Origin of the sequence: Streptomyces sp. NBC_00019 (assembly GCF_045041015.1) — a bacterium.
In the GTDB taxonomy this organism is placed as follows: domain Bacteria; phylum Actinomycetota; class Actinomycetes; order Streptomycetales; family Streptomycetaceae; genus Streptomyces.
Genome location: NZ_CP108302.1, coordinates 9,200,153 through 9,224,508, shown reverse-complemented (window position 1 = coordinate 9,224,508; position 24,356 = coordinate 9,200,153). Strand labels below are relative to the sequence as shown.

At 70.5% G+C, this 24,356-nt stretch carries 19 protein-coding genes; 7 read left to right on the top strand and 12 right to left on the bottom strand.

Annotated features, from left to right (window positions below; translation table 11 throughout):
- Nucleotides 1-4: 4 nt before the first annotated feature.
- The 9 genes from OHU89_RS42750 to OHU89_RS42710 form a co-directional block, all read right to left on the bottom strand.
- Nucleotides 5-748 carry a PIG-L deacetylase family protein gene (locus OHU89_RS42750; protein ID WP_405650636.1) on the bottom strand — a complete coding sequence of 248 codons (744 nt, stop codon included), beginning with the start codon at nt 746-748 and terminating at the stop codon, nt 5-7.
- A 28-nt stretch (nt 749-776) separates the two neighbouring features.
- Nucleotides 777-2,078, bottom strand: coding sequence for an alpha/beta fold hydrolase (locus OHU89_RS42745; RefSeq protein ID WP_405650633.1), 1,302 nt, complete (start codon nt 2,076-2,078; stop codon nt 777-779).
- 103 nt (nt 2,079-2,181) lie between these two features.
- Entirely contained in the window at nt 2,182-3,207 is a 1,026-nt protein-coding gene (locus tag OHU89_RS42740; RefSeq protein WP_266884820.1) for a LacI family DNA-binding transcriptional regulator, read from the bottom strand.
- Between the two features lie 79 nt (nt 3,208-3,286).
- Entirely contained in the window at nt 3,287-4,711 is a 1,425-nt protein-coding gene (locus tag OHU89_RS42735; protein WP_405650630.1) for a BNR repeat-containing protein, read from the bottom strand.
- A 42-nt stretch (nt 4,712-4,753) separates the two neighbouring features.
- A complete protein-coding gene (locus tag OHU89_RS42730) occupies nt 4,754-5,074 on the bottom strand; it encodes an L-rhamnose mutarotase (protein WP_405650628.1) in 321 nt (106 codons plus the stop codon).
- A 29-nt stretch (nt 5,075-5,103) separates the two neighbouring features.
- Nucleotides 5,104-6,183: a rhamnose ABC transporter substrate-binding protein gene (gene rhaS, locus OHU89_RS42725; RefSeq protein WP_046256858.1), complete on the bottom strand. Its 1,080-nt coding sequence runs from the start codon at nt 6,181-6,183 to the stop codon at nt 5,104-5,106.
- A gap of 30 nt (nt 6,184-6,213) precedes the next feature.
- Nucleotides 6,214-7,203: an ABC transporter permease gene (locus OHU89_RS42720; protein ID WP_405650626.1), complete on the bottom strand. Its 990-nt coding sequence runs from the start codon at nt 7,201-7,203 to the stop codon at nt 6,214-6,216.
- A complete protein-coding gene (locus OHU89_RS42715; RefSeq protein WP_405650624.1) occupies nt 7,196-8,236 on the bottom strand; it encodes an ABC transporter permease in 1,041 nt (346 codons plus the stop codon). The genes OHU89_RS42720 and OHU89_RS42715 overlap by 8 nt, the downstream gene beginning before the upstream one ends.
- Entirely contained in the window at nt 8,233-9,750 is a 1,518-nt protein-coding gene (locus tag OHU89_RS42710; RefSeq protein ID WP_405650622.1) for a sugar ABC transporter ATP-binding protein, read from the bottom strand. Before OHU89_RS42710 ends, OHU89_RS42715 begins: the two co-directional genes overlap by 4 nt.
- 294 nt (nt 9,751-10,044) lie before the next feature.
- Here OHU89_RS42710 and rhaI point away from each other — a divergent pair, with 294 nt between their 5' ends.
- The 6 genes from rhaI to OHU89_RS42680 all read left to right on the top strand — a co-directional run bounded on the left by rhaI (nt 10,045) and on the right by OHU89_RS42680 (nt 17,764).
- Nucleotides 10,045-11,205, top strand: a complete 1,161-nt coding sequence (gene rhaI / locus OHU89_RS42705; RefSeq protein WP_405650620.1) for an L-rhamnose isomerase — start codon at nt 10,045-10,047, stop codon at nt 11,203-11,205.
- Between the two features lie 137 nt (nt 11,206-11,342).
- On the top strand, nt 11,343-13,382 hold the full coding sequence (locus tag OHU89_RS42700; RefSeq protein WP_405650618.1) for a bifunctional aldolase/short-chain dehydrogenase: 2,040 nt from the start codon (nt 11,343-11,345) through the stop codon (nt 13,380-13,382).
- A 5-nt stretch (nt 13,383-13,387) separates the two neighbouring features.
- On the top strand, nt 13,388-14,824 hold the full coding sequence (locus OHU89_RS42695; RefSeq protein ID WP_405650616.1) for a rhamnulokinase family protein: 1,437 nt from the start codon (nt 13,388-13,390) through the stop codon (nt 14,822-14,824).
- 71 nt (nt 14,825-14,895) lie between these two features.
- Entirely contained in the window at nt 14,896-15,651 is a 756-nt protein-coding gene (locus OHU89_RS42690; RefSeq protein ID WP_405650613.1) for a (Fe-S)-binding protein, read from the top strand.
- Nucleotides 15,648-17,126 carry a LutB/LldF family L-lactate oxidation iron-sulfur protein gene (locus tag OHU89_RS42685; protein WP_405650611.1) on the top strand — a complete coding sequence of 493 codons (1,479 nt, stop codon included), beginning with the start codon at nt 15,648-15,650 and terminating at the stop codon, nt 17,124-17,126. The genes OHU89_RS42690 and OHU89_RS42685 overlap by 4 nt, the downstream gene beginning before the upstream one ends.
- On the top strand, nt 17,123-17,764 hold the full coding sequence (locus OHU89_RS42680; protein WP_405650608.1) for a lactate utilization protein C: 642 nt from the start codon (nt 17,123-17,125) through the stop codon (nt 17,762-17,764). Before OHU89_RS42685 ends, OHU89_RS42680 begins: the two co-directional genes overlap by 4 nt.
- Before the next feature lie 22 nt (nt 17,765-17,786).
- Here OHU89_RS42680 and OHU89_RS42675 read toward each other — a convergent pair whose 3' ends face one another.
- The 3 genes from OHU89_RS42675 to OHU89_RS42665 all read right to left on the bottom strand — a co-directional run bounded on the left by OHU89_RS42675 (nt 17,787) and on the right by OHU89_RS42665 (nt 22,945).
- Nucleotides 17,787-18,662, bottom strand: a complete 876-nt coding sequence (locus OHU89_RS42675; RefSeq protein ID WP_266884844.1) for a YhjD/YihY/BrkB family envelope integrity protein — start codon at nt 18,660-18,662, stop codon at nt 17,787-17,789.
- Nucleotides 18,663-18,698: 36 nt separating this feature from the next.
- Complete coding sequence (locus tag OHU89_RS42670) at nt 18,699-19,070, bottom strand: hypothetical protein (protein ID WP_405650605.1); 372 nt, start codon at nt 19,068-19,070, stop codon at nt 18,699-18,701.
- Between the two features lie 821 nt (nt 19,071-19,891).
- Complete coding sequence (locus OHU89_RS42665; protein WP_405650603.1) at nt 19,892-22,945, bottom strand: family 78 glycoside hydrolase catalytic domain; 3,054 nt, start codon at nt 22,943-22,945, stop codon at nt 19,892-19,894.
- Between the two features lie 207 nt (nt 22,946-23,152).
- On the opposite strand from OHU89_RS42665, the gene OHU89_RS42660 reads away from it, so the two are divergent.
- A complete protein-coding gene (locus OHU89_RS42660) occupies nt 23,153-24,307 on the top strand; it encodes a betaine/proline/choline family ABC transporter ATP-binding protein (protein ID WP_405650601.1) in 1,155 nt (384 codons plus the stop codon).
- The last annotated feature ends 49 nt before the right edge of the window (nt 24,308-24,356 follow it).

Below are 24,356 nucleotides of genomic sequence, written 5' to 3'. Positions count from 1 at the left end.
GACCCTATCGACCGAACAGTTCGAACGCCACGGCCGGCTTCCCGCCGAACCGCTCCCCCGTCGCCGTGGCGTTCCCGCTCAGGAAGCCGCGGGCATACGTCTCCGGGTCCTCGCTCGTCAACGCCTCGATGTACGCGCGGTGTTCGAGCAGTGAGCGCACCGCGCGTTCCAGGCCGGTCGAGGCGTCCGCCGCGTGGGTGGGGGTCGACGAACCCGCGACGGCCACCCAGCGGACGCCGTTCCACGGGTCCAGGCCCTGGTCCAGCAGGTCCGGGAAGATCCAGCGGTTGCCGGCGTCGGCGGCCGCGTCCAGGGTCGCGCGGCCCACCGCGACATGGTCCGGGGTGTTCCAGGCGACGCCGCCCCAGGTGTCGCGGTGGTTGAGGGTGATCACCAGCTCCGGCCGGTGGCGGCGGATCGCGGCGGCGATGTCGCGGCGCAGGGCGAGGCCGTACTCGATCGTGCCGTCCTTGTGGTCGAGGAACTCCACCGTCGACACCCCGACGACCGCCGCGCCGGCCCGCTGCTCCTGCTCACGCAGCGGACCGCACTTGTCGGGCTCCAGGGTGTCGATGCCCGCCTCGCCGCGGGTCGCGAGGACGTAGGCGACCTCCCGGCCACCGTCGGTCCAGGCGGCGATCGCGGCCGAGCAGCCGTACTCCAGGTCGTCCGGGTGGGCCACGACCGCGAGGGCGCGCCGCCAGTCCTCGGGCATGGGCAGAAGCTGAGTGGTCGTCGGCTCTGTCATGCCCCGAGACTAAGCCGCGCCACCGACATCAGGCCTCGTCGCGTGCGAGCGCCAGCAGCCGGTCCAGGACGCGGGGGCCGCCGGCCCGGACGCCGTCGTGCTCGAACTCGTCGGTGACCCAGGTGCGCAGGCCGCGGATCGAGCGGGCGGTGTCCAGCGAGTGGGCGGTGTCGACGTACATGTCGTCGTGGTAGACGGCCGCGGCGACCGGGACCTCGTTGGCGGCGAGCCGGGCGCTGTCGTACAGCGGTGTCCAGTCGGTGCGGGCGGCGAGGAGTTCGGCGGTCTCGCGCAGCGGGCGCAGCGCCGGGTCGGTCTCGAACGTCCAGGGGTGGACGGACTCGCCGGTGAACAGCAGCGGTCCGTCGCCCGCGAGCGTCTTGGCGGCGTCGAACTGCGGGAACTCGGTGCGCACGCGCTCGGCCGACCAGTCCGTCGCCCGGGCGTCCTGGCCGTAGATCGCCTCGTGGACGAGGGCGTAGAGCGGGTGGCCCGCGTACGAGAGGAGGCCCTGGACCTCTTCCTGGAAGGCGTCGGAGAGCGCCGGGCCGTTCGGGGTGCGGACGAAGGCTTCTTCCAGGAGGAAGTGCAGACGGTGGCTGCCCTCGCCGCCGCCGAGAACGATGCCGAGGGACTGGAAGGCCTCGACGGTGAGGCGGTAGCCGTTCGGCAGGATCACCTCGTGGTGGAGGAGATGGTCGGCGATACGGCGGGCGCGCTCGACGTCCTGCGGGTAGCGGGCGTAGTGCGCGGCGACCTTGCGCTCGATGCGCGGGTAGGCGGCGCGGTAGACGTCGTCGGCGTGGGCGTCGAGGGAGGGCAGGCCACCGGTGATCACGGCGGCGCTGAGGCCCTCGGGGGCGCTGGAGAGGTAGTTCACCGCGCAGAAGCCGCCGAAGCTCTGGCCGAGGACGGTCCAGGGGGCGCCGCCGGTGAGCCGGGGGCGGATCGCCTCGCAGTCGCGGACGATCGAGTCGGAGCGGAAGTGCGTGAGGTAGTCGGCCTGCTGGGCGGGGCCGCCGCGCAGCGGGAGCGTCTGCCGGTTGGCGGGCGTGGAGTGGCCGGTGCCGCGCTGGTCCAGGAGCAGGACACGGAACTCCTTGAGGGCACGGCCCAGCCAGGCGGGCCTGCCGACGAAGCGGTTCGCGCCGAAGCCGGGTCCGCCCTGGAGGTAGACCAGCCACGGCAGGTTCTGCTGCGCCTTGTCTCCGGCGACCACCTCACGGGCGTAGAGCTCGATCGTCTCCCCCGTGGGGTCGTCGTGGTCGAGCGGCACGGTGAAGCGGCGGTCGGTGAGGACGACGCCGGGCTGGCGGTAGGTCGCGGTCAACAGGGCTCCCGGGACGGACGGACTACTTCAGGCGCGTCCCAGTTCAGCACATGTCCGTCCGATATCCGATCCCCGGGATCATGAAATCGTACTGACCGGTGGATCAGCGGGCGGAGAGACTCGAGCGCCGTACGACCAGTTCCGGCTGGAGCACCACCCGCCGGTGCTCGTGCCGGCGCGTCACGGTCTCCGCCTCCGTCTCCTCCAGCAGCAGTTCCGCGGCCAGGGCGCCCATGGTGACGGCGGGCTGGCGGACCGAGGTGAGGGGGACGGCCGCGGCGGCGGCGAACTCGATGTCGTCGTAGCCGACGATGGCGAGGTCGTCGGGGACGTTTATCCCGGCCGCGTACATCGCCTGGAGCACACCGAGGGCCAGGAGGTCGTTGGCGCAGAAGACCGCGGTGGGGCGGTCGGCGAGGCCGAGGAGGCGGGCGCCGGCGTCCCGTCCGGCCGCGACGTCGAGGCGTTCGGTGGGCAGTTCGCGCAGCACCTCGGGGGCGAGGCCGGCCTCGGCGAGCGCGTTGAGGGCGCCGGTGCGACGGTCGCGGACCTGGTTGAAGCCGGGCGGGCCGCTGACGTACGCGATGGAGCGGTGTCCGGCGTCGATGAGATGGCGTACGGCGAGGGCGCCGCCCGCGACGTCGTCGACGGAGACGGAGCACTCCGTGGTCCCCTCGGCGACGCGGTCGACGAGGACGAAGGGGATGCCGTGGCGCCGGAAGCTCTCGATGTTGCGGCCCGTCGCGTCGGCGGGGGTGAGCAGGACGCCCCGGACCCGCTGTTCGGCGAAGAGCGAGAGGTACTCGGCCTCCTCGCCGGGGCTCTGCGCGCTGTTGCAGACCATCACGCCGAGCCCGGCGTCCCGGGCGGCCCGCTCGGCGCCGCGCGCGACGTCCACGAAGAACGGGTTGCCCATGTCGAGGACGAGCAGTCCCATGATCCGGCTACGGCCCGCGCGCAGCTGGCGCGCGGACTCGCTGCGGACGTAACCGAGCCGGTCGATCGCGGACAGGACCCGGGCCCGGGTCTCGGTGGCGACGGAGTCCGGACGATTGATCACGTTCGACACCGTGCCCACCGAGACTCCGGCGGCACGGGCGACGTCCTTGATACCCACCGACTGGGCCATCGGGCAGGGACCTCCAGGTGAACAAGGAGCGGCGGGCAGGCCTTCACATTACCGGCACGCCGCCCCAGGACGACTTCGGTCAGGCGGGAAGCGCGAAGTCGACGACGTGCAGTGCCGAGGGCGTCGTACCGCTGGACTTCTCCTGGTACATGACGGACAGGACGTTGTCGGCCTTGATCCGCATCTCGTCGAACACGACCTCGCCGAACGCGTTGAGGCCGCTGCCGTCGAAGAGGATCTTCCAGTCGGTGTATCCGGAGGCCGCGGAGGCTCCGGCGATCCGGCCGAACGGGAAGATCGCGTAGGCGTTGTTGTACTTGTCCAGGACCAGTTTGGTGCGCTGGCTGGAGCCCAGTACCACCGGTATCTCGGTCTTCTGCCAGGTGCCCGACGCGTTCTTGCGGACGTGGAACGCCCGGCCGTTCGCGGTCCGGTCGGACACGTAGTTGGTGGTGCACTGACCGAAGCGACCGGGCACGTAACTGATGATCGCGTGCGGCCGGCCGGCGGAGTCGGTGGCCTGGCTCTCCTGGTTCATCAGGGAGTGGTCCGGGTTGAGCGCGTCGATGACGAGGCCGGAGTCGGTGACGGCGACCTTGTCGGAGCCGCCGGTGGTGCCGACGACGGTGCCGGCGTTGTTGCGCCAGGTGCGGCCGCGGTCGTCGGAGTAGACGTAGCCGGTGTCGTGGTTGGTGATGCCGCCGCTGGAGCACATCACGGCGCCGTTCTGCTCGCGCCAGGTGAAGAAGGAGTGCAGTCGGCCGTTGACGTCGTAGTCGATGCCGTGCAGGTACATGTTGCGGGCCGTCGAGGAGCCGTGCTCGCTGGTGTAGGTGCCGGTGGAGCTGGACCACTCGCCGAGGTTCGTCCAGGTCGAACCGTCGTACTCCGCAAGGGCGTTGCGGCCGTTGCCGGATATGGCGACGCGGTAGCTGAGCTGGAGCTTGCCGTCGGGGGTGGAGACGAACTGCGGGTAGGTGAACTGCGAGGTGAGGGCGAGGCCGTCGAGGGTGGACTGCGGCGCGCCGAACCGGCTCGTGGTCCAGCTCAGTCCGGACGGGTTGTCCATGAGCCCGGCCACCGACTTGACGTAGGTGAAGCCGTCGCTGTGCGAGTCCATGTTGAGGTGCAGGCGGCCGTCGACCTTGGAGACGCCCATGGAGATGACGTTGTGGGAGTCGCTGGCCTTGAGGGTGTGACCGACCTTGACCGTCGACCAGGTGCTGCCGCCCAGGACGCGGCGTCCGACGACGGCGTTCTTGTCGGCGGTGTACCAGACGGCGTACTGGTAGCCCTTGTAGGTCAACAGGCCGTTCTTCTGGAACGAGTTGTTGTTGACCAGGCCGTCGTAGGAGACGAAGAAGACGGCCTGGCTGTCGAGCGTGGTGCTGCCGGTCCGGGTGACCGAGGGGCCGGGGTCGGCGGCGCGGGCGGTGCCGGCGCCGAGGGCGGGGGTCATCACGGCACCGGCGAGGGCGGCGCCCAGCAGCGTTCGTCTCTTCATCTCGGGGGACTCCATTGTCGGCGAGCGGGAAGGGGGGTGGGATCAGGCGAGGTGGAACACTTCGGTGAGCGGTTTCATCGCCTCGTCGGGGCGGGTTCCGTCGAGGGATTCGAAGAACGGGGCCATCTCGGCCTGCCAGCGGGCGTTGACCTCGGCGGCCGCCATGCCATCGAGGGCGGCCTGGAAGTCCTCGGTCTCCAGGTAGCCGACCAGCAGGCCGTCTTCTCTGAGGAAGAGCGAGTAGTTGTGCCAGCCGGTGGCCGAGAGTGCTTCGAGCATCTCCGGCCACACGGCGGCGTGCCGTTCGCGGTACTCGGCGAGCTTGTCCTGACGGACCTTGAGCAGGAAACAGACGCGCTGCATGAAGTACCACTCCCGGCGGGAAAGAGGGGTCAGAAGTTGAACTGGTCGATGTTCTTGGCGTTGAACACGGTCGGCTTGCCGAGGTTGATCACGCCGTCCTTGCCGATGGTGTAGGTGGTGCCGCCGGCCTTGAAGGTCTCGCCTTCCTTACCGGTGATCTGGCCCGAGACCAGCGCCACGGCCGTCTGCGCGGCCAGCGCGCCGAGCTTCGAGGGGTCCCACAGCTCGAACGCCTCGACGGTGCCGTTCTTGACGTACTTGCGCATGTCGTTGGGGGTGCCGAGGCCGGTCAGCTTGACCTTGCCCTTGTACTTGGAGCCCGACAGGTACTGGGCGGCCGCCTTGATGCCGACGGTGGTCGGGGAGATGATCCCCTTCAGGTTCGGGTACTCCTGGAGCAGACCCTGGGTCTGCTGGAAGGACTGCTGGGCGTCGTCGTTGCCGTACGCGGTCTTGACGAGCTTGATGTCCTTGTACTTGGGGTCCTTCAGCTCGTCCTTCATGAAGTCGATCCAGGTGTTCTGGTTCGTCGCCGTCTGCGCGGCGGACAGGATCGCGATCTCGCCCTTGTAGTCGATCTGTTCGGCGAGCAGTTGCACCTCGGTGCGGCCGAGGTCCTCGGCGGAGGCCTGCGAGACGAAGGCGTTGCGGCAGTCGGCCTTGGTGTCGGAGTCGTAGGTGACGACCTTGATGTCGTTCTTCATGGCCTGCTTGGTCGCGGTGCACAGGGCGCCCGGGTCCTGCGCGGAGATGGCCATCGCGTCGACCTGCTGCTGGGTGAGCGTGTTGACGTAGCTCACCTGTCCGGCGGTGTCGGTGGCGTTGGACGGGCCGACCTCCTTGTAGCTGGAGCCCAGCTCCTTCAGGGCCGCCTCGCCGCCCTTGTCGGCGGAGGTGAAGTAGGGGTTGTTGACCTGCTTGGGCAGGAAGCCGACGGTCAGGCCCTTCTTGGTGGCCGCGTTCGGGTCTGCCTTGGCGGTGGAGGCGGCCGAGGCGCCCTCGTCCGCCACATCCTTCTTGGTGGTGCCGCCACAGGCGGTCAGGGCCAGGGCGAGGGAGGTTCCGGCGGCGAGGGCCGCACAGCTACGACGAAGAGACGACTTGCGCATGATGATGGTCCTTTACGAGGGTGAGCGGATTTACGAGGTCGGAGTCGAGGCGGCTCTGCGGCCCGCCCTCGCCACCGCGATCTGGCGTGCGACCCGGGGGCCCAGCACGGAGAGGACGAGAAGGATGCCGGTGACGACGATCTGGGACTGTGCGGAGACGTCCTGGAGGCTCATCACGTTCTGCAGGGCGCCGAGCAGGAACACTCCGGCGATGGCGCCGCCCAGCGTGCCCTTGCCGCCGTCGAAGTCGATGCCGCCGAGCAGCACCGCCGCGATGACGGACAGTTCGAGCCCGGTCGCGTTGTCATAGCGGGCGCTCGCATAGTGGAACGCCCAGAAGATGCCGGTGAGCGAGGCCATCAGGCCGGTCACCGTGAACAGGATCAGCTTCTGCCGCTTGACCCGGATGCCGGCGAACCGCGCGGCCTCCTCGCTCGCGCCGGTCGCGAACGTGGACCGTCCGAACGGGGTGGCGTGCAGGACGACCACGGCGATCGCGAACAGCACCAGGAAGGGCAGGAAGGCGTACGGGATGAAGGTGTCCCCGATGCGTCCGGACGCGAAGTCCAGGTACTGGGTGGGGAAGTCGGTCACCGCGTCGGAGCCGAGCACGATCTGTGCGATGCCCCGGTAGGCGGCGAGGGTGCCGATGGTGACGGCGAGGGAGGGCAGCCCGAGCCGGGTGACGAGCAGGCCGTTGATGAGGCCGCAGACCACGCCGAGCAGCAGGCAGATCGGGATGATCGTCTCGATCGTCATGCCCTGGTTCCACAGGGCGCCCATCACGGCGCCGGAGAGACCGGCGGTGGAGGCGACCGAGAGATCGATCTCGCCCGAGACGACCAGGAGGGTCATCGGCAGGGCGATCAGGGCGATCGGAAGGGTGCTGCCGATCAGGAACGACAGGTTGAAGGCGTTTCCGAAACCGTCGACCGTTCCGAAGGACAGCAGGAGCACGACGATCAGGACGGCGCCGACGATCGTGTCCCACCGGATCGCGCGGCTGAGGGACTCAGGCATGGCGGGCGTTCCTCTTCTTCAGGGCCGAGGCCACGCGCAGCGCGACGACCCGGTCGACCGCGATGGCGAGGATGAGCAGGATGCCGTTGATGGCGAGCACCCACACGGAGCTGACGCCGAGGGCGGGCAGCACGCTGTTGATGGAGGTCAGCAGCAGGGCGCCGAGGGCGGCGCCGTAGACGCTGCCGGAGCCGCCGGTGAAGACGACGCCGCCGACCACGACCGCGCTGACGACGGTGAGTTCGTAGCCGTTGCCGGTGCCGGAGTCGACGTTGCCGAACCGGGCCAGGTACATCGCGCCGGCGAGTCCGGCGAGGGCCCCGCAGAAGGTGTAGGCGGCGAGGATCCGCTTGCGGACGGGGATGCCGGCGAGCCGGGCGGCCTCGGGGTTGGAGCCGAGGGCGTACAGCTCACGGCCGCTGCCGAAGTGCTTGAGGTAGTACGCGGTGGCCACCAGCACCGCCAGCGCGATCAGCGCCAGGTACGGCACCGCCGAGATGCCGCCGGAGCCGAAGTCGATGAATCCGTCCGGGAGGCCCGCCGCCGTGATCTGACGGGAGCCGACCCAGATGGAGTCGATGCCGCGGATGATGTAGAGCGTGCCGAGGGTGACGACGAGCGCGGGGACCTGACCGAGGCTGACGAGCAGTCCGTTGACCAGTCCGCAGCCGATGCCGAGCAGGACCGCGAGCGCGATCGCCACGACGGAGTTGCCGCCGCCCTCCAGATACGTACCGGCGGCGAAGGCGCTGATGCCGAGGGTGGAGCCGACCGACAGGTCGACGTTGCGGGTGATGACGACGAGCGACTGGCCGGTGGCGACCAGCACCAGGATGGTCGCGTTGAGCAGGAGGTCCTTGATGCCCTGCTCGGACAGGAACTCGCTGTTGCCGGCCTGGGTGACGCCGATCATCACCAGGAAGACGACCAGGATGGCGAGTTCGCGCATCTTGAAGACACGGTCGACCAGTCGGGTGCCGCTGGACTTGGGCACCTCGGCGACGGGGGTCTTGTCGGTGGTGGTCACCGTCATGCGGCGGCCCTCCCCGTGGCTGCGGCCATCACGGTTTCCTCGGTGGCTTCGGAGCGCGGGATCTCGGCGGTGAGGCGGCCCTCGTGCATCACCAGCACGCGGTCGGCCATGCCGAGGATCTCGGGCAGGTCGGAGGAGATCATCAGGACGGCCACTCCGTCGGCGGCGAGTTCGCTGAGCAGCCGGTGCACCTCGGCCTTGGTGCCGACGTCGATGCCACGGGTGGGCTCGTCGACGATCAGCACCTTGGGGCCGGTGGCCAGCCACTTGGCGAGCACGACCTTCTGCTGGTTGCCGCCGGACAGGGTGTTGACCGTGTCGGCGATGCGGGCGTACTTCACCTGGAGCTTGACCGCCCAGTCGAGGGAGCGGCTGCGCTCGGCGCCGCGGTCCATCAGGCCGGCCTTCACGGTCGTACGGAGTCCGGTGAGGCCGATGTTGCGCTCGATGGACATGTCCATCACCAGGCCCTGGGCGCGCCGGTCCTCGGGGACGAGGGCGAGCCCGGAGGCCATGGCGGTGGAGGGGGCTCCGTTCGTCAGGGCCTTGCCGTCGACGTCGACCTCCCCCGCGTCCCAGCGGTCGATGCCGAAGACGGCCCGGGCGACCTCGGTGCGGCCGGCGCCGACCAGTCCGGCGAGGCCGACGATCTCACCGCGCCGTACGTCGAAGGAGACGTCGGTGAAGACGCCCTCCCGGGTCAGCCGGCGCACGCTGAGCGCCACCTCGCCCGCCTCGACGTCCTGCTTGGGGTAGAGCTCGTCGAGGTCGCGGCCGACCATCCGGCGGACGAGGTCGTCCTCGGTCATGCCCTCGATCGGCTCGCTGGCGATCCAGGCGCCGTCGCGGAGCGTGGTCACCCGCTGGCAGATCTGGAAGATCTCCTCCAGCCGGTGGGAGATGAACAGCACCGCGGCGCCCTGTTCGCGCAGCGTGCGTACGACTCCGAAGAGCCGGGCGACCTCGCTGCCGGTCAGGGCCGCGGTCGGTTCGTCCATGATCAGGACGCGGGCGTCGAAGGAGAGCGCCTTGGCGATCTCCACGATCTGCTGGTCCGCGATGGACAGGCCGCGCGCGGGGCGGTCGGGGTCGAGTTCGACGCCGAGCCGCTGCATCAGGGCGGCTGTCGCCGCGTGGGTGGCCTTGTGGTCGATGCGGCCGAGAGCGCGCCGGGGCTGGCGGCCCATGAAGATGTTCTCGGCGATCGAGAGGTCGGGGAAGAGGGTGGGCTCCTGGTAGATCACGGCGATGCCGGCGTCGCGGGCGTCGCCGGGGCCGTGGAAGACGACGGGCGCGCCGTCGAGCAGCACCTGGCCGGCGTCCGGCCGGTGCACCCCCGCGAGGGTCTTGATGAGGGTCGACTTGCCCGCGCCGTTCTCGCCGGCGAGTGCGTGCACTTCGCCGGGGAACAGCTCCAGGGACACGTCCCGCAGGGCGCGTACGGCGCCGAAGGACTTCGAGATGTCCTTGAGCGCCAGCACCGGGGCGGGACCCGCGTCGGACGGGTGGGTCATGAGGGGCTCCTCGACGACGCCCGGGCCCTGCCTCACGGCGTCGTGAAAGGTTTCAACTTGGTTGCCGGGACGTTAGGCATGCAGTGCATGTCACGTCAATGGGTTCGTGTCGAAAAACTTTCGATGCACATAGGTCACAGCCGGGTCACGAGCAACAGGCTTGGTCGCAGGGCTTGACACCTTCGCGGGCGGCTCATAACTTCCCCTCTTGAATCGTTTCATACAGAAGCTCTCTCGGAACGTTTCTTGGAACCTTTCAAGAACCCTCCGACCCGACGTCACAGGAGCCCCGAAGTGACCGAGCTCGCCGCGGTGAAGGCCGCGCTCAAGACACAGGCAGTCGAGACGCCGTCGTGGGCGTACGGGAACTCGGGAACCCGCTTCAAGGTGTTCGCGCAACAGGGTGTTCCGCGTACCCCGCAGGAGAAGCTGGACGACGCCTCCCAGGTACACGCCCTCACGGGCGTCGCACCGACCGTCGCCCTGCACATTCCGTGGGACAAGGTCGACGACTACGCGGCCCTGGCGAAGCACGCGGAGGACCGCGGGGTGAAGCTCGGCGCGATCAACTCCAACACCTTCCAGGACGACGACTACAAGCTCGGCAGCATCTGCCATCCCGAGGCCGCGGTGCGGCGCAAGGCGGTGGATCACCTGCTGGAGTGCGTCGACATCATGGACGCCACCGGCTCCGCCGACCTGAAGCTGTGGTTCGCCGACGGTACGAACTATCCCGGGCAGGACGACATCCGGGCCCGGCAGGACCGGCTGGCGGAGGGCCTCGCCGAGGTGTACGAGCGGCTCGGGGACGGGCAGCGGATGCTGCTGGAGTACAAGTTCTTCGAGCCGGCCTTCTACACCACCGACGTGCCGGACTGGGGGACGGCGTACGCCCACTGCCTGAAGCTGGGACCCCAGGCGCAGGTCGTGGTCGACACCGGGCATCACGCTCCCGGGACCAACATCGAGTTCATCGTCGCGACGCTGCTCAGGGAGGGGAAGCTCGGCGCGTTCGACTTCAATTCTCGGTTCTACGCGGATGACGACCTCATGGTGGGTGCGGCTGATCCGTTCCAGCTGTTCCGGATCATGTACGAGGTGATCCGTGGCGGCGGGTTCACGCCGGACGTGGCGTTCATGCTCGATCAGTGCCACAACATCGAGGCGAAGATTCCGGCGATCATCCGTTCGGTGATGAATGTGCAGGAAGCCACCGCGAAGGCGCTGCTCGTCGATGGGAACGCGTTGGCCTCGGCGCAGGCCGCGGGGGATGTCCTGGCGGCGAATGCCGTGATCATGGATGCATACAACACCGATGTGCGGCCGCTGCTGCGTGAGGTGCGTGAGGAGATGGGGTTGGATGCCGATCCCATCGCTGCGTATGCCCGGTCCGGGTGGGCCGAGAAGATCGTTGCTGAGCGTGTCGGTGGCGAGCAGGCCGGATGGGGTGCGTAGGCGTCTGCCGGGTTCTGTTGTCTCCGGACTGCGGGCCGTATGTGGCTGGTCGCGCCCACGCGGCGGAGCCGCAAATTGATACAGCCCCGCGCCCCTGAGGGCGTATCCCCCACCTCTTCCAGATAGGACTGAAAGTCATGGCCACCCATCCTGAAGCCGCTGCTCTTCTCGCCCGGTCTCATCGGCTCGGTGCTGATCCCCGTAACACCAACTACGCCGGTGGCAACGCGTCCGCGAAGGGCACCGACACCGATCCCGTCACCGGGGGTGATGTGGAGCTGATGTGGGTCAAGGGGTCCGGTGGGGACCTCGGGACGCTGACCGAGGGTGGGCTGGCCGTGCTGCGGCTGGACCGGATGCGGGCGCTGGTCGACGTGTACCCCGGCGTCGAGCGTGAGGACGAGATGGTCGCCGCCTTCGACTACTGCCTGCACGGCAAGGGTGGGGCGGCTCCGTCCATCGACACCGCCATGCACGGACTCGTGGAAGCCGCGCATGTCGATCATCTGCATCCCGACTCCGGGATCGCGCTCGCCTGTGCCGCCGACGGGGAGAAGCTGACCGCCGAGTGTTTCGGGGACACCGTGGTGTGGGTGCCGTGGCGCCGGCCCGGGTTCCAGCTCGGGCTGGACATCGCCGCGGTCAAGGAGGCCAATCCGCAGGCCGTCGGGTGCATTCTCGGTGGGCACGGGATCACCGCCTGGGGGGACACCTCCGAGGAGTGCGAGCGGAACTCGCTGCACATCATCCGGACCGCTGAGGCGTTCCTGGAGGAGCGTGGCAAGGCCGAGCCCTTCGGGCCGGTGATCGAGGGCTACGGTGCGCTGGAGGCCTTGGCGCGGCGCGAGCGGGCCGCCGCCCTGGCGCCGTATGTGCGTGCCCTCGCTTCCCAGGACAAGCCTCAGGTCGGCCACTTCACCGACTCCGACGTGGTGCTCGACTTCCTGGCCTCCGCCGAGCACCCCCAGCTCGCCGCGCTCGGGACCTCCTGCCCTGACCACTTCCTGCGGACCAAGGTGGCGCCGCTCGTTCTCGACCTGCCGCCGGCCGCGCCGCTGGACGAGGCCGTCGCCCGGCTGAAGGAGCTGCACGCCTCCTATCGCGAGGAGTACGCCGCCTACTACCGGCGGAACGCCCTGCCCGACTCCCCCGCGATGCGCGGTGCGGACCCGGCGATCGTGCTGATCCCGGGCGTGGGCATGTTCTCCTTCGGCAAGGACAAGCAGACCGCGCGGGTGGCCGGCGAGTTCTACGTCAACGCCATCAACGTGATGCGCGGCGCGGAGGCCGTCTCTACGTACGCGCCCATCGAGGAGTCCGAGAAGTTCCGTATCGAGTACTGGGCTCTCGAGGAGGCCAAGCTTCAGCGGATGCCGAAGCCCAAGCCGCTCGCGACGCGGGTCGCCCTGGTGACGGGTGCGGGCAGCGGGATCGGCAAGGCGATCGCGCATCGGCTCGTCTCCGAGGGCGCCTGCGTGGTGATCGCCGATCTCAACGGTGACAACGCCGCCGCGGTCGCCGAGGAGCTCGGTGGCCCCGACAAGGCCGTCGCCGTGACCGTGGACGTGACCTCCGAGGAACAGATCGCCGAGGCCTTCAAGGCCGCCGCGCTCGCCTTCGGCGGCGTGGATCTCGTCGTCAACAACGCCGGGATCTCCATCTCCAAGCCGCTCCTGGAGACGTCGGCCAAGGACTGGGACCTCCAGCACGACATCATGGCCCGGGGTTCGTTCCTCGTCTCGCGCGAGGCCGCCCGGGTGATGATCGCGCAGGAGCTGGGCGGCGACATCGTCTACATCGCCTCCAAGAACGCCGTCTTCGCCGGCCCCAACAACATCGCCTACTCCGCCACCAAGGCCGACCAGGCCCACCAGGTGCGACTCCTCGCCGCCGAGCTGGGCGAGCACGGCATCCGGGTCAACGGGATCAACCCGGACGGCGTGGTGCGCGGTTCCGGGATCTTCGCCGCCGGCTGGGGCGCTCAGCGCGCCGCCGTGTACGGCGTGGAGGAGGAGAAGCTGGGCGAGTTCTACGCGCAGCGGACCATCCTCAAGCGCGAGGTGCTGCCCGAGCATGTCGCCAACGCCGTCTTCGCCCTCACCGGCGGGGAGCTGACCCACACCACCGGTCTGCACATCCCGGTCGACGCCGGCGTCGCGGCCGCCTTCCTGCGGTGACGGGCGTGAAGTCGTACGCCGCGGTCGACCTCGGCGCGTCCAGCGGACGTGTCATGGTCGGCCGCGTCGGGCCGGACAGCCTGGAGCTGGCCGAGGCGCACCGCTTCCCGAACCGGCCCGTGCGGACTCCCGAAGGGCTGCGCTGGGACATTCTCTCGCTGTACGGCGGTGTCCTGGACGGACTCCGGGCGGCGGGGCAGGTCGACTCGGTCGGCATCGACAGCTGGGCCGTGGACTACGGGCTCCTCGACACGGACGGGTCGCTGCTCGGCAACCCCGTGCACTACCGGGACTCCCGGACCGACGGCATCGCCGAGAAGGTCTGGGCGACCGTGCCGGCCGAGGAGTTGTACGCGGCCACCGGGTTGCAGTACGCCCCCTTCAACACGCTGTACCAGCTCACGGCGGCCCGCTCGTCGGCTCAACTGACGCAGGCCGAGCGGCTGTTGCTCATCCCGGACCTCCTCACGTACTGGCTGACCGGCGAGCAGGGCACCGAGCTCACCAACGCCTCGACGACCCAGCTGATCGATCCCCGGACGCGCGAGTGGTCGTACGACATCGCCGCGCGGCTCGGGATCGACCTGGACCTCTTCGCGCCGCTGCGGCAGCCCGGCGATCCGGCCGGTGTGCTGCGGCCCGAGGTGCTGGAGGAGACCGGGCTCGCCGGGCCCGTGCCGGTGACGGCCGTCGGTTCGCACGACACCGCCTCCGCGGTGGCCGCCGTACCGGCCGGGGGCGAGCGGTTCGCCTACATCTGCACCGGCACCTGGTCGCTGGCGGGCCTCGAACTGGACGCGCCCGTGTTGACCGAGGAGAGCCGGGCCGCCAACTTCACCAACGAGCTGGGGCTGGACGGCACGGTCCGGTATCTGCGGAACATCATGGGGCTGTGGCTGCTCCAGGAGTGCGTACGGGCCTGGGGCGAGCCGGAGTTGGGGGCGCTGCTCCTCGACGCGGCCAAGGTGCCGGCGCTGCGGTCGGTCGTGGACGCGGGGGACGCGGCGTTCCTGGCGCCGGGGCGGATGCCGGAGCGGATCGCCGAGGCGTGCCGTGCCTCGGGGCAGCCGGTGCCCGCCTCCCCTGCCGAGATCACGCGCTGCATCCTCGACTCGCTGGCCCTCGCCCACCGCAGGGCGATCGCCGACGCACAGCGGCTCGCCGGGCATCCGGTCGACGTCGTGCACGTCGTGGGCGGCGGCACCCGCAACGCGCTGCTGTGCCAGCTGACCGCCGACGCCTGCGGGCTGCCGGTGGTCGCGGGCCCGACGGAGGCGGCGGCCCTCGGGAACGTCCTGGTCCAGGCCCGGGCCCATGGGCTCGTCGGCGACCTCGCGGACGGCCGGCGGCTGCTCACCCGTACGCAGCCGCTGACCCGGTACGAGCCCCAGGGGGACACCACGCCGTGGCGCGAGGCGGAGGCCCGGCTCGCCGATCGGTGAGCGGGGTCTCCCCGGCGCCCCCCAGCCGCACTACGCTTCACTCATCCGATGATCGATCACAAGGAGCCGCGATGCGTGTCGCCCTGTTCCTGACCTGTGTCAACGACACGCTCTATCCGGACACCGGGCGCGCCGTGGTGAAACTGCTGACCAGGCTGGGCGTCGAGGTCGACTTCCCGATGGCCCAGACCTGCTGCGGACAGGCGCACTACAACACCGGCTACCGCCATGAGGCGGAGCCGATGGCCCGGCATTTCTCCGATGTCTTCGGGGAGTACGAGGCGATCGTCACGCCGTCCGGATCGTGCGGGGCGATGGTGCGGGAGCTGTATCCCCGGATGGGTGAGCGGGCCCGGGCCGAGGGGCGCGGGGACGGCCTCGCGACCACGCTGGCTCCCGTGATCCCGAAGACGTACGAGCTCACGGAGTTCCTGGTGGACGTCCTCGGGGTCACGGATGTCGGCGCCTACTACCCGCACAAGGTGACCTACCACCCGACCTGCCACGGACTGCGCAGCCTCGGGCTGGGCGACCGGCCCCGGCGGCTGCTCCAGGCCGTGAAGGGGCTGGAGCTGGTGGAGCTGCCGGGTGCGGACGAGTGCTGTGGGTTCGGTGGCACCTTCGCTCTCAAGAACGCCGATGTCTCGGCGGCGATGGGCGCGGACAAGGTGCGCAACGCCGAGTCGACCGGCGCCGACGTGCTGTGCGCGGCCGACAACTCCTGTCTGATGCACATCGGCGGCACGATGGCCCGGCTGAGCACGGACATGCGGCCGGTGCACATCGCGGAGATCCTGGCGGGCACAGAGGAGGAGCCGACGGCATGAGCGGAACGTTCGTAGGGATGCCGGCCTTCCCCGAGGCCGCGCACGAGGCCGTCAACAACCAGACCCTGCGCGGCAATCTGCGGCACGCCACGCACACCATCCGCGGCAAGCGCGAGAAGGCCGTCGCCGAGGTCTCCGACTGGGCGGAGCTGCGCGAGGCGGGCAAGCGCATCAAGGACCACACGCTCCGTCATCTCGACCGGTACCTCGTGCAGTTGGAGGAGTCGGTGACGGCCGCGGGTGGCAGCGTCCACTGGGCGGCCGACGCCGACGAGGCCAACCGGATCGTGACGCGACTGGTCGAGGAGACCGGGGAGTCGGAGGTCGTCAAGGTCAAGTCGATGGCCACGCAGGAGATCGGGCTCAACGAGGCGCTGGAGGAGGAGGGAATCCGCGCCTACGAGACCGATCTCGCCGAGCTCATCGTGCAGTTGGGCAAGGACCGGCCCTCGCACATCCTCGTTCCGGCGATCCACCGCAACCGGGGCGAGATCCGCGACATCTTCGAGCGCGAGATGAGCCAGTGGGGGCGTCCGGCCCCCGAGGGGCTCACCGACACGCCCGCCGAACTCGCCGAAGCCGCCCGCCTCCACCTCCGCGAGAAGTTCCTGCGCGCCAAGGTCGGTGTCTCCGGCGCCAACTTCATGATCGCCGAGACCGGCACGCTGGTGGTCGTGGAGTCCGAGGGCAACGGACGGATGTGTCTGACCCTGCCCGAGACGCTGATCTCGGTCGTCGGCATCGAGAAGATCCTGCCGACCTGGCAGGACCTGGAGGTCTTCCTGCAGACACTCCCCCGCTCGTCGACGGCCGAGCGCATGAACCCGTACACCTCGATGTGGACCGGCACTTCGGACGAGGACGGTCCGCGCGCCTTCCACCTGGTCCTGATCGACAACGGCCGCACCGACACCCTCGCCGACGAGGTCGGCCGCCAGGCCCTGCGCTGCATCCGCTGCTCGGCGTGCCTGAACGTCTGCCCGGTCTACGAGCGGGCCGGCGGCCACGCCTACGGCTCGGTCTACCCGGGCCCGATCGGCGCCATCCTCAGCCCTCAACTGAGGGGTACGCAGAGCGAGATCGACGCCTCGCTGCCGTACGCGTCCTCGCTGTGCGGGGCCTGCTACGAAGTGTGCCCGGTCGCCATCGACATCCCCGAGGTGCTGGTACATCTGCGGGAACGGATCGTGGAGGGCGGCCCGGTGGTCCGCGAGGGCAACAAGGTCGTGCTCAAGCCGGCCAAGGGACATGCCGCCGAGCGGGCGGCCATGCGGGCGGCCCGTTGGGCGTTCGCCCACCCCGGAGCCCTGCGCACCGGCCAGCGCCTGGCCTCCCGCACCCGCCGCCTCCACCCGCGCAAGCTGCCGGGTCCCGGCAAGGCGTGGAGCGGCACCCGGGATCTGCCGCCGCTGCCGGCCGAGCCGTTCCGGGACTGGTGGCAGCGGACGAACGGTGGAAAGGGCGGTGCGAAGTGAGCAGCAGGGAACGGATCCTGGGCCGGGTGCGGCGCGCGCTGGCGGATGTCCAGCAGGACGACATGCCGTACGACCAGGCGGTCGCGCGGGACTATCTGCGCGAGCACGGCGACCGGAGTGTCGCGCAGACCGTCGATCTGTTGGCCGAGAACCTCGCCGACTACCGTGCGGTCGTGCACCGTTGCACCGCCGACGACCTGGCTGTGACGATCGCCGGGATGCTGGCCGCACAGGGCGCGAAGACGGTGCTCGTGCCGCCGGGTCTCGAACCGTCCTGGCTCGCCGAGACCGAGGCGGAGCAAGTGCCGGATCGGATCGAGAGCACCCCTCACGAGCTGGACCGGATCGACAGTGTCGTCACGGCGTGCGCGGTGGCCGTGGCGGAGACCGGCACGCTCGTGCTGGACGGCTCCCCCGACCAGGGCCGCCGCCGCATCACCCTCGTCCCCGACCACCACATCTGTGTCGTACGGGTCCCGGAGCAGGTCGTCTCCTCCGTGCCCCAGGCTCTCGAACGCCTCGACCCGACCCGCCCGTTGACCTGGATCTCCGGTCCTTCGGCGACCAGTGACATCGAGCTGGACCGGGTCGAGGGGGTGCACGGGCCGCGCACCCTGGAGGTCGTACTGGTGGGCTGAGCGCTCGGTCATCGCGGGACCCTCACCGGCCGGTCCGCCCGGGCTCCGTGCGCGCGGCGGACCTGCCGGAGTCCCCCGCCGTCAGGTACCGGTCGAGAGGCGGCGACTCGGCCAGTACCGCGCCGATGGTCACCGCGAAGGTGATCGCGGCGCACAGGACGATCAACCACGACAGCAGGACCAGGACCAGCCCCAGGGAGCCGTACGCGCCGAGGGCCCGGTTCAGCGCGGCGGGCATGTAGAGCCGGGCGGTCAGCCCGAGCGCGGTCGTCGCGGCCGCGGCCAGGACGGCGCCGGGCAGCAGCGGCAGCCAGGGCACCCGGGCGGCCAGCAGCAGACGCTGCGTCCAGAGCCATACGCCCGTACCCATCAGGAACAGCAGCGGCGTGCCGAGCCAGAGGCCGGCGCCGAAACCGTCGCGGACCGGGCCCTGTATGAGGATCACGAGCGTCATCGCGAGCAGCCAGGCCACCCAGCGCCACGCGGCGATGCGGGTGCCGGCCCTCGGCAGTCGCCACGCGCGCTCGCAGACCCGGGCCATGGCACGGCTGAAGCTGGTCGCGGAGATCAACGCCACCGCCACGCCGATGGCACCACCGGTCTCACGGAAGCCCGGGTCGGTGGTGCCGCCGAGCAGCTGGTCCAGTTCCTGGCCGGACCGGCCCGTCAGACCGAATATGGCGCGCAATGACTCGCCGAGCTGGTCGCGCACGCTCTGCGGGGTGAACGCGGCGATGGCGAGCAGCAGCGGCACGGCGGCGAGGAAGGCCTGTGCGGCCAGCCTGGTTCCGGCGTCCAGCAGGTTCCCGGACAGCAGCCGGCCCGTCAGGTCGGTGATGACGGGAAAGCGTCGTTCGGCGCCGGTACGCAATCGTTCCAGCCGCTCGGTCCACGCCATGCCGCCTCCCGATCATGCGCAGGGTGAGAAGAAACGTCAGCCGTCGAGAGTGTCCCCGGCGGCCGCTCCGCCGAGCCCCTGCCGCTCCGGCCGGGCCGCCACCCGGCTCAGCACGGGATCGGTCGGCATGCCGAAGGTCAACCGGTCCAGGGCATCGCGGCGCTCGACGACGGGTTCCCTCCGGTCGGCGGGTGCGGCCGCCGCCAACCGGTCGAGCAGGGCCCGCAGTCGTCGTACGGTCTTCGGATTCGAGGCGCCGGCGACGGTCCGGACGACGAGGGCGATGGCCGTGACGACGAAGCCGGCGAGCGTGATCATGCCTCCGACGACCGCGGCGAGGGCCGCCTGGGGCGTGGACGCGTCGAAGCTCAGCCCGTCCGCGGGCAGGTGCCGTTCCCAGCGTGGCATGACCCGGCCCAGAAGTGCCCCCGCGGTCACCATCAGGAGTGCGGCGCCGTGGCCGCGGGCGCGCCGGGCCCGCTGACTGCCTCGGCTGCTGTGCGCGCCGGGCGCGCAGGGGCTGCGTCACGAGCGGCCGGAGCCGGGCGTGCGGGACCCGCGCCGGTGCCGGGAGACGGTCGCCGCGGCATGGGCGCCCGGTCCCCCTGGGCGGGGCGGACGCGCGGAGTCCTGCGTGCTCATCGGCCTCCTCGGTCGCCGGTTCACCGGAGGGAACCTCGAGTGTCGGACGCGGTGGGCGGACGGGCCAGCCGTGGCGGGCCGTCGGTGTGACACCTGCCTCGGACAGGGCGGGCCGTCGCTCCCCGGGGCGCCCGCCGTCGCCTCGTGGGAACCGCGGACCGGTCCGCCCGGCGTTCAGCCGTACTGCGTACACCGGGTCGTGGGCGGGAGGCGACCGGGTGAGGGTGGCACTGGCCGAGTCCGGCGTCGTCCGCGAGGGAGACCGAGATGTCCCAGACCACCGAGCCCAAGCCCGCCGCGCCAGGGGTGGCGCGGGCCAACCAGGCGGTGCGTCAGCGCTTTCCGTTCGACGACACCCAGGACCTCGAAGACGCGCGGCGCGGCTTCATGGGCACGGCCCGGGACAGCGTGGTCCGCGACGCCGAGGGCGCGCGGTGTGGGACCTCGACGCCTACGGGTTCCTCGACCAGGACTGCCCGGACACGGCCAAGGCCACCTGAGCGATCCGGACCCGGACTTCGCCGTCGTCACGCCGTGATCCGGGAGCCCGGCGGCGGACCCGTGCCGTCGCCGGGCGCGTCGACCGGTCAGCCCCGAGCGGACGTGATCTCGTACCGGCCGGACGGCAGCCGATAGCTCGCGACTCCGTCCTCGAAGCCGAGGAACCCGACACCCGGCGCCCGTGACAGCGGCGTCCGCCCCTCCCGGACGGTCGCCGGGTCGGTGGCGGGGATGCGCAGGGTCGCCGTGCTGTTGGCGGGGACCGCTGCCCGGTAGGTCAGCTCACGGTCCTGCACGGTCCACTCGCTGACGATCTCGCCGTACGGCGACAGGTGCGAGCCGGACACCCGGGTGATCTTCCCGGTCGGGTCGAGGTGCGGCCTGAGGAAGAAGTGCTTGAAGCCGGGGTGGGCCGGGTCCTTGGCGATGCCGGCCATGCTCTCGTACATCCACTCCATGATCGCGCCGTAGGAGTAGTGGTTGAACGAGTTCATCTCGACGGGCCCGAAGCCGTCCTCCTTCGAGTACGAGTTCCAGCGCTCCCAGATGGTCGTGGCGCCGTTGCGCACCGAGTACAGCCAGGAGGGCATCGCGTCCTGGTGGAGCAGGGCGTACGCGAGGTCGGCGCGGCCCTCGTCGGTGAGCACCGGGGCGAGGACGTTCACGCCGAGGAAGCCGACGGCGAGGGTGTTCTCGCCGTAGCGCACGCGGGTGCTGTCGGGGTGGGCGGCCTTGTAGGCCTCGTCGTTGCCGATGTTGTCGGCGAGCAGCGTGACGAGTTGGCGGCGCTGGGCCTCGGTGTCGTAGAAGCCGAGCTTGAGGACCCACAGGAGGGCGGTCTGGCTGTCGTCCTCGGGCGTGCCGCCGAGCCACTCGGGTGCCTTGCCCAGGCTGGAGCGGACGGTGACCTGTCCCGTGGTCGCGTCGGTGGCCAGGTACTTGGTGACGAAGGCCCGCTTGATGCGGGAGAAGAGTTCCTCGTAGGTGCCGGCCTCGGCGGTGCGCCCGGTGGCGTGGGCCATGTCCGCCATGAGGCGGGCGCTGTGGCCGTAGTAGATGTCGCTGATCAGCTGGGTGCTGGTGTCCTGGAAGGCCAGCCAGTCGCCGAAGATGGCGCCCTGCCCGGCGTAGGTGTCGCCGGTGCGCCGGCGGATCCAGTCCAGGTACTTGGTCATCGCGGCCCAGCTGCGGTCGATGACGGTGGTGTCGCCGGACATCTGCCACACCGTCCACGGCACGACCACACCGCAGTCCGCCCAACCGCTCGCCGGGATGGGCTGGTTGTAGCGGCTGCCGGGGGCCACCCAGGTGAACTGGGCGCCGTCCAGGCCGTAGATCCGCTGTGAGTCGATCAGGGATTCCTCGAAGTGGCTGAGGAAGTTGACCGTGTCGGCGTTGTAGAGGCCGGTGTTGGAGAAGAGCTGCGTGTCGCCGGTCCAGCCGAGGCGTTCGTCGCGTTGCGGACAGTCGGTCGGCACCCACAGGTAGTTGCCGCGCTGACCCCAACGGACGTTGCTGATCAGCTGGTTGATGTCGGCGTCGTCCGTCTCGACGGTGCCGATGTCGTGGATCGCGGAGGTGGCGACCCGGCCGGTGAACCCGGTGAGGGTGACGGTGTCGGTGGTGGTGACGGAGACGTAGCGGAAGCCGTAGAAGGTCAGCGAGTCCTGGTGGGTCTCGCCCTGCGGGTCGCCCTTGAGGGTGTACGTGCTGGTGGCCTTGGCGGCGCGGAGGTTGGCCCGGTAGACGGAGCCCTCGGGGCCGTCGGCGCCCTCGCTGGTGTCGTTGAGCATCTCGCCCGGTTTGAAGGCGACTTGGGCGCCCTCGAGGCCGCTCAGGGTGTAGCGGGGGACGCCGACCAGGTTCTGGCCGAGGTCGATCACGGCGGTCTCGCCGGGGCGGAGGGTGACGGGGAGGGTGGCGGTGCGGCTCTCGCGGAACGCGTCGCCGTACACGGTGATCGACTCGGGCTCGCGGTCCCACTCGGGCATCAGGCGGGCGCTCTCACCGGGGTGGGCCACCAGCCGGGAGTCCGGGAACCTGGTCGTGAAGTCGTGCTCCTCGACGCCGGACCAGGCGGAGGCGTCGAAGCCGCCCGCCGTCCAGCCGGGTATCTCCTCGCGGGCGTCGTAGGTCTGCCCGTCGTAGATGTCGTCGGCGCGGTACGGGCCGGTGTCGGCGGCCTTCCAGTCGTCGCCGGGTGCGGTCACGACGGTCTGGGTGGAGCCGTCGGCGTACCGGATCAGGAGCCGGGCCTTGAGGGCGAGACGGTCGCCGCCCGCGGTGTAGTACGAACTCCCTTCGGAGACGCGGCTGTTGTACCAGCCGTTGCCCAGCACCGCCGCGAGCGTGGCCTGCCGCTCCCCGGCGATCAGGGCGGTGACGTCGTAGGTCAGGTAGCTGACGCGGGCGTCGTAGTTGGTCCAGCCCGGCGCGAGGAGTTCGAGGGTGGTACCGCTGCCCTGCGGCACCGCGACCCGGTGGCCGTTGACGTAGGCGTCGTACACGCCGAGGGCGGAGACGTAGAGCCGGGCCTCGCGCACTCGTCCCCGCCGGAGGGCCGCCTCGGTGCGCAGCAGGGGCGCGCCTTCGCTGTTCGGTGCCTTGCCGGCCATGGTGATCCACCGGGCGCCGTCCCAGCCGGTGACGCCGTCGGTGCTCAACAGGCCCGTCTCGAAGTGGGCGGTCGGGGTGCCGGGGAGGGCCCGGCCGTTCTCGTCCCAGACGCGGACCGTCCAGTGGTAGCGGGTCGAGGGGCGAAGGTCGTCGCCGTCGTAGCGGACCGCCACCGACCGCGCCGAGGTGATGCGTCCGCTGTCCCACACGTCCCCCTGACCGTGGGCCAGGCGGTCGGGCGAGGAGGCGACCAGGATGCGGTACGCCGTCTGGCGGCGGCCGCGGGTCGCGGAGGCGGTGCGCCAGCCGAACCTCGGGCGGGCGGCGTCCACGCCGAGCGGGTTCGTGCGGTGTTCGACCGTGAGGCCCTCGACGGCGGTGCGGTCCGCGGCGGGCGCGGCGGAGGCGGCTCCCGCGCCGCCGATGCCGCCCGCCATGGCCACCGGTACGGCGCCCAGCGCCGTGGTGAGAACCGTTCTGCGGCGTACTGTCCTGCCGTTCGTGCTGTCGACTCCGTCGGTCATGCCGTAGTCCCTTCGGCTGCTCGGAGTTGTATCGATTCAGCTCGGTTGGCGGTTGAAGCTAGTGGCGATCGGTAAGCATGTCTACCGGCTGGGCAGTGCGGGTTTCGGGCAGGTGATTGAAACCGTTCAAAACCGGAACCCGCTCTACGCCAGCCGGTGGGACCCCACGGGAAGGCGGTACGCGACGCGCGCCGTTAGCGTGAGTGCATGATCCGGTTCGAGCAGGTCGGCAAGCGGTATCCGGACGGCACGACGGCCGTGGACGGCCTGAGTTTCGAGGTGTCCGAGGGTGAACTCGTCACGCTCGTGGGCCCGTCCGGCTGCGGCAAGACGACCACCATGATGATGGTCAACCGGCTGATCGAGCCGACCTCGGGACGGATCCTCGTGAACGGCGACGACATCGCCGCTGTCGACCCGGTACGGCTGCGGCGCCGGATCGGGTACGTCATCCAGCAGGTCGGGCTCTTCCCGCACCGCACGATCCTCGACAACACGGCGACCGTGCCGGCGCTGGTCGGCTGGAAGCGGGCGAAGGCGCGGGCGCGCGCCGCCGAGCTGCTCGACCTGGTGGGTCTGGACCCGAAGCTGTACGGGCCGCGCTATCCGGACCAGTTGTCCGGCGGACAGCGGCAGCGCGTCGGCGTGGCACGGGCGCTGGCCGCCGATCCGCCGGTACTGCTGATGGACGAACCGTTCGGCGCGGTCGACCCGGTGGTGCGCGAGCAGTTGCAGGACGAGTTCCTGCGGATGCAGGCCGCGGTGCGCAAGACGGTACTGCTGGTCACGCACGACATCGAGGAGGCGGTACGCCTCGGCGACCGGATCGCCGTGTACGGACAGGGCCGGATCGAGCAGTTCGACACGCCCGGCGCGGTTCTCGGGGCTCCGGCGACGCCGTACGTGGCCGAGTTCGTGGGCGCCGACCGTGGGCTGAAGCGGCTCTCGGTCACCGACATCGAGGCCGACGACCTGGAACAGCCGCCGCTGGCCCGCCCGGACGAGCCGGCCGGGACGGCGGCGGCGCGGCTGGGTGCGGAGGGGGCGCGCTGGGCCGTCGTCCTGGACGACCGGGGCGAACTGCACGGCTGGGTCGGCGTCGACGACCTCGGGGCGGGCGGCACGGTGGGCGACCGCGCGCACCGGATGAACGCCTGGGTGCCGGTGGGCGCCCCGCTGAAGCAGGCGTTCGGCGTGATGCTCCAGCACGACGCGGGGTGGGTCGCGGTGCTGGACGGGGCGCGCTTCCTGGGGGTGCTGACTCCGGCGAAGCTGCACGAGGCGCTGCGGAGGTCGGTGGACGCGGACGCGCTCGGGGTGCCGCGGGATCAGGTGCGGTTCGACTCGGTGGCCGACGCGTAGGCGCTCCGCCGGGTGCGCCGGTGGGGTGGGTGCGCCGTGATGGTTGCCT

What these genes read in the sequence shown, in the direction of transcription:
- OHU89_RS42750 (WP_405650636.1), bottom strand. Translation starts at nt 748, where the DNA reads ATGACAGAGCCGACGACCACTCAGCTTCTGCCCATGCCCGAGGACTGG.
- OHU89_RS42740 (WP_266884820.1), bottom strand. Translation starts at nt 3,207, where the DNA reads ATGGCCCAGTCGGTGGGTATCAAGGACGTCGCCCGTGCCGCCGGAGTC.
- OHU89_RS42735 (WP_405650630.1), bottom strand. Translation starts at nt 4,711, where the DNA reads ATGAAGAGACGAACGCTGCTGGGCGCCGCCCTCGCCGGTGCCGTGATG.
- OHU89_RS42730 (WP_405650628.1), bottom strand. Translation starts at nt 5,074, where the DNA reads ATGCAGCGCGTCTGTTTCCTGCTCAAGGTCCGTCAGGACAAGCTCGCC.
- rhaS (WP_046256858.1), bottom strand. Translation starts at nt 6,183, where the DNA reads ATGCGCAAGTCGTCTCTTCGTCGTAGCTGTGCGGCCCTCGCCGCCGGA.
- OHU89_RS42720 (WP_405650626.1), bottom strand. Translation starts at nt 7,203, where the DNA reads ATGCCTGAGTCCCTCAGCCGCGCGATCCGGTGGGACACGATCGTCGGC.
- OHU89_RS42715 (WP_405650624.1), bottom strand. Translation starts at nt 8,236, where the DNA reads ATGACGGTGACCACCACCGACAAGACCCCCGTCGCCGAGGTGCCCAAG.
- OHU89_RS42710 (WP_405650622.1), bottom strand. Translation starts at nt 9,750, where the DNA reads ATGACCCACCCGTCCGACGCGGGTCCCGCCCCGGTGCTGGCGCTCAAG.
- OHU89_RS42700 (WP_405650618.1), top strand. Translation starts at nt 11,343, where the DNA reads ATGGCCACCCATCCTGAAGCCGCTGCTCTTCTCGCCCGGTCTCATCGG.
- OHU89_RS42690 (WP_405650613.1), top strand. Translation starts at nt 14,896, where the DNA reads ATGCGTGTCGCCCTGTTCCTGACCTGTGTCAACGACACGCTCTATCCG.
- OHU89_RS42685 (WP_405650611.1), top strand. Translation starts at nt 15,648, where the DNA reads ATGAGCGGAACGTTCGTAGGGATGCCGGCCTTCCCCGAGGCCGCGCAC.
- OHU89_RS42675 (WP_266884844.1), bottom strand. Translation starts at nt 18,662, where the DNA reads ATGGCGTGGACCGAGCGGCTGGAACGATTGCGTACCGGCGCCGAACGA.
- OHU89_RS42670 (WP_405650605.1), bottom strand. Translation starts at nt 19,070, where the DNA reads ATGCCACGCTGGGAACGGCACCTGCCCGCGGACGGGCTGAGCTTCGAC.
- OHU89_RS42665 (WP_405650603.1), bottom strand. Translation starts at nt 22,945, where the DNA reads ATGACCGACGGAGTCGACAGCACGAACGGCAGGACAGTACGCCGCAGA.
- OHU89_RS42660 (WP_405650601.1), top strand. Translation starts at nt 23,153, where the DNA reads ATGATCCGGTTCGAGCAGGTCGGCAAGCGGTATCCGGACGGCACGACG.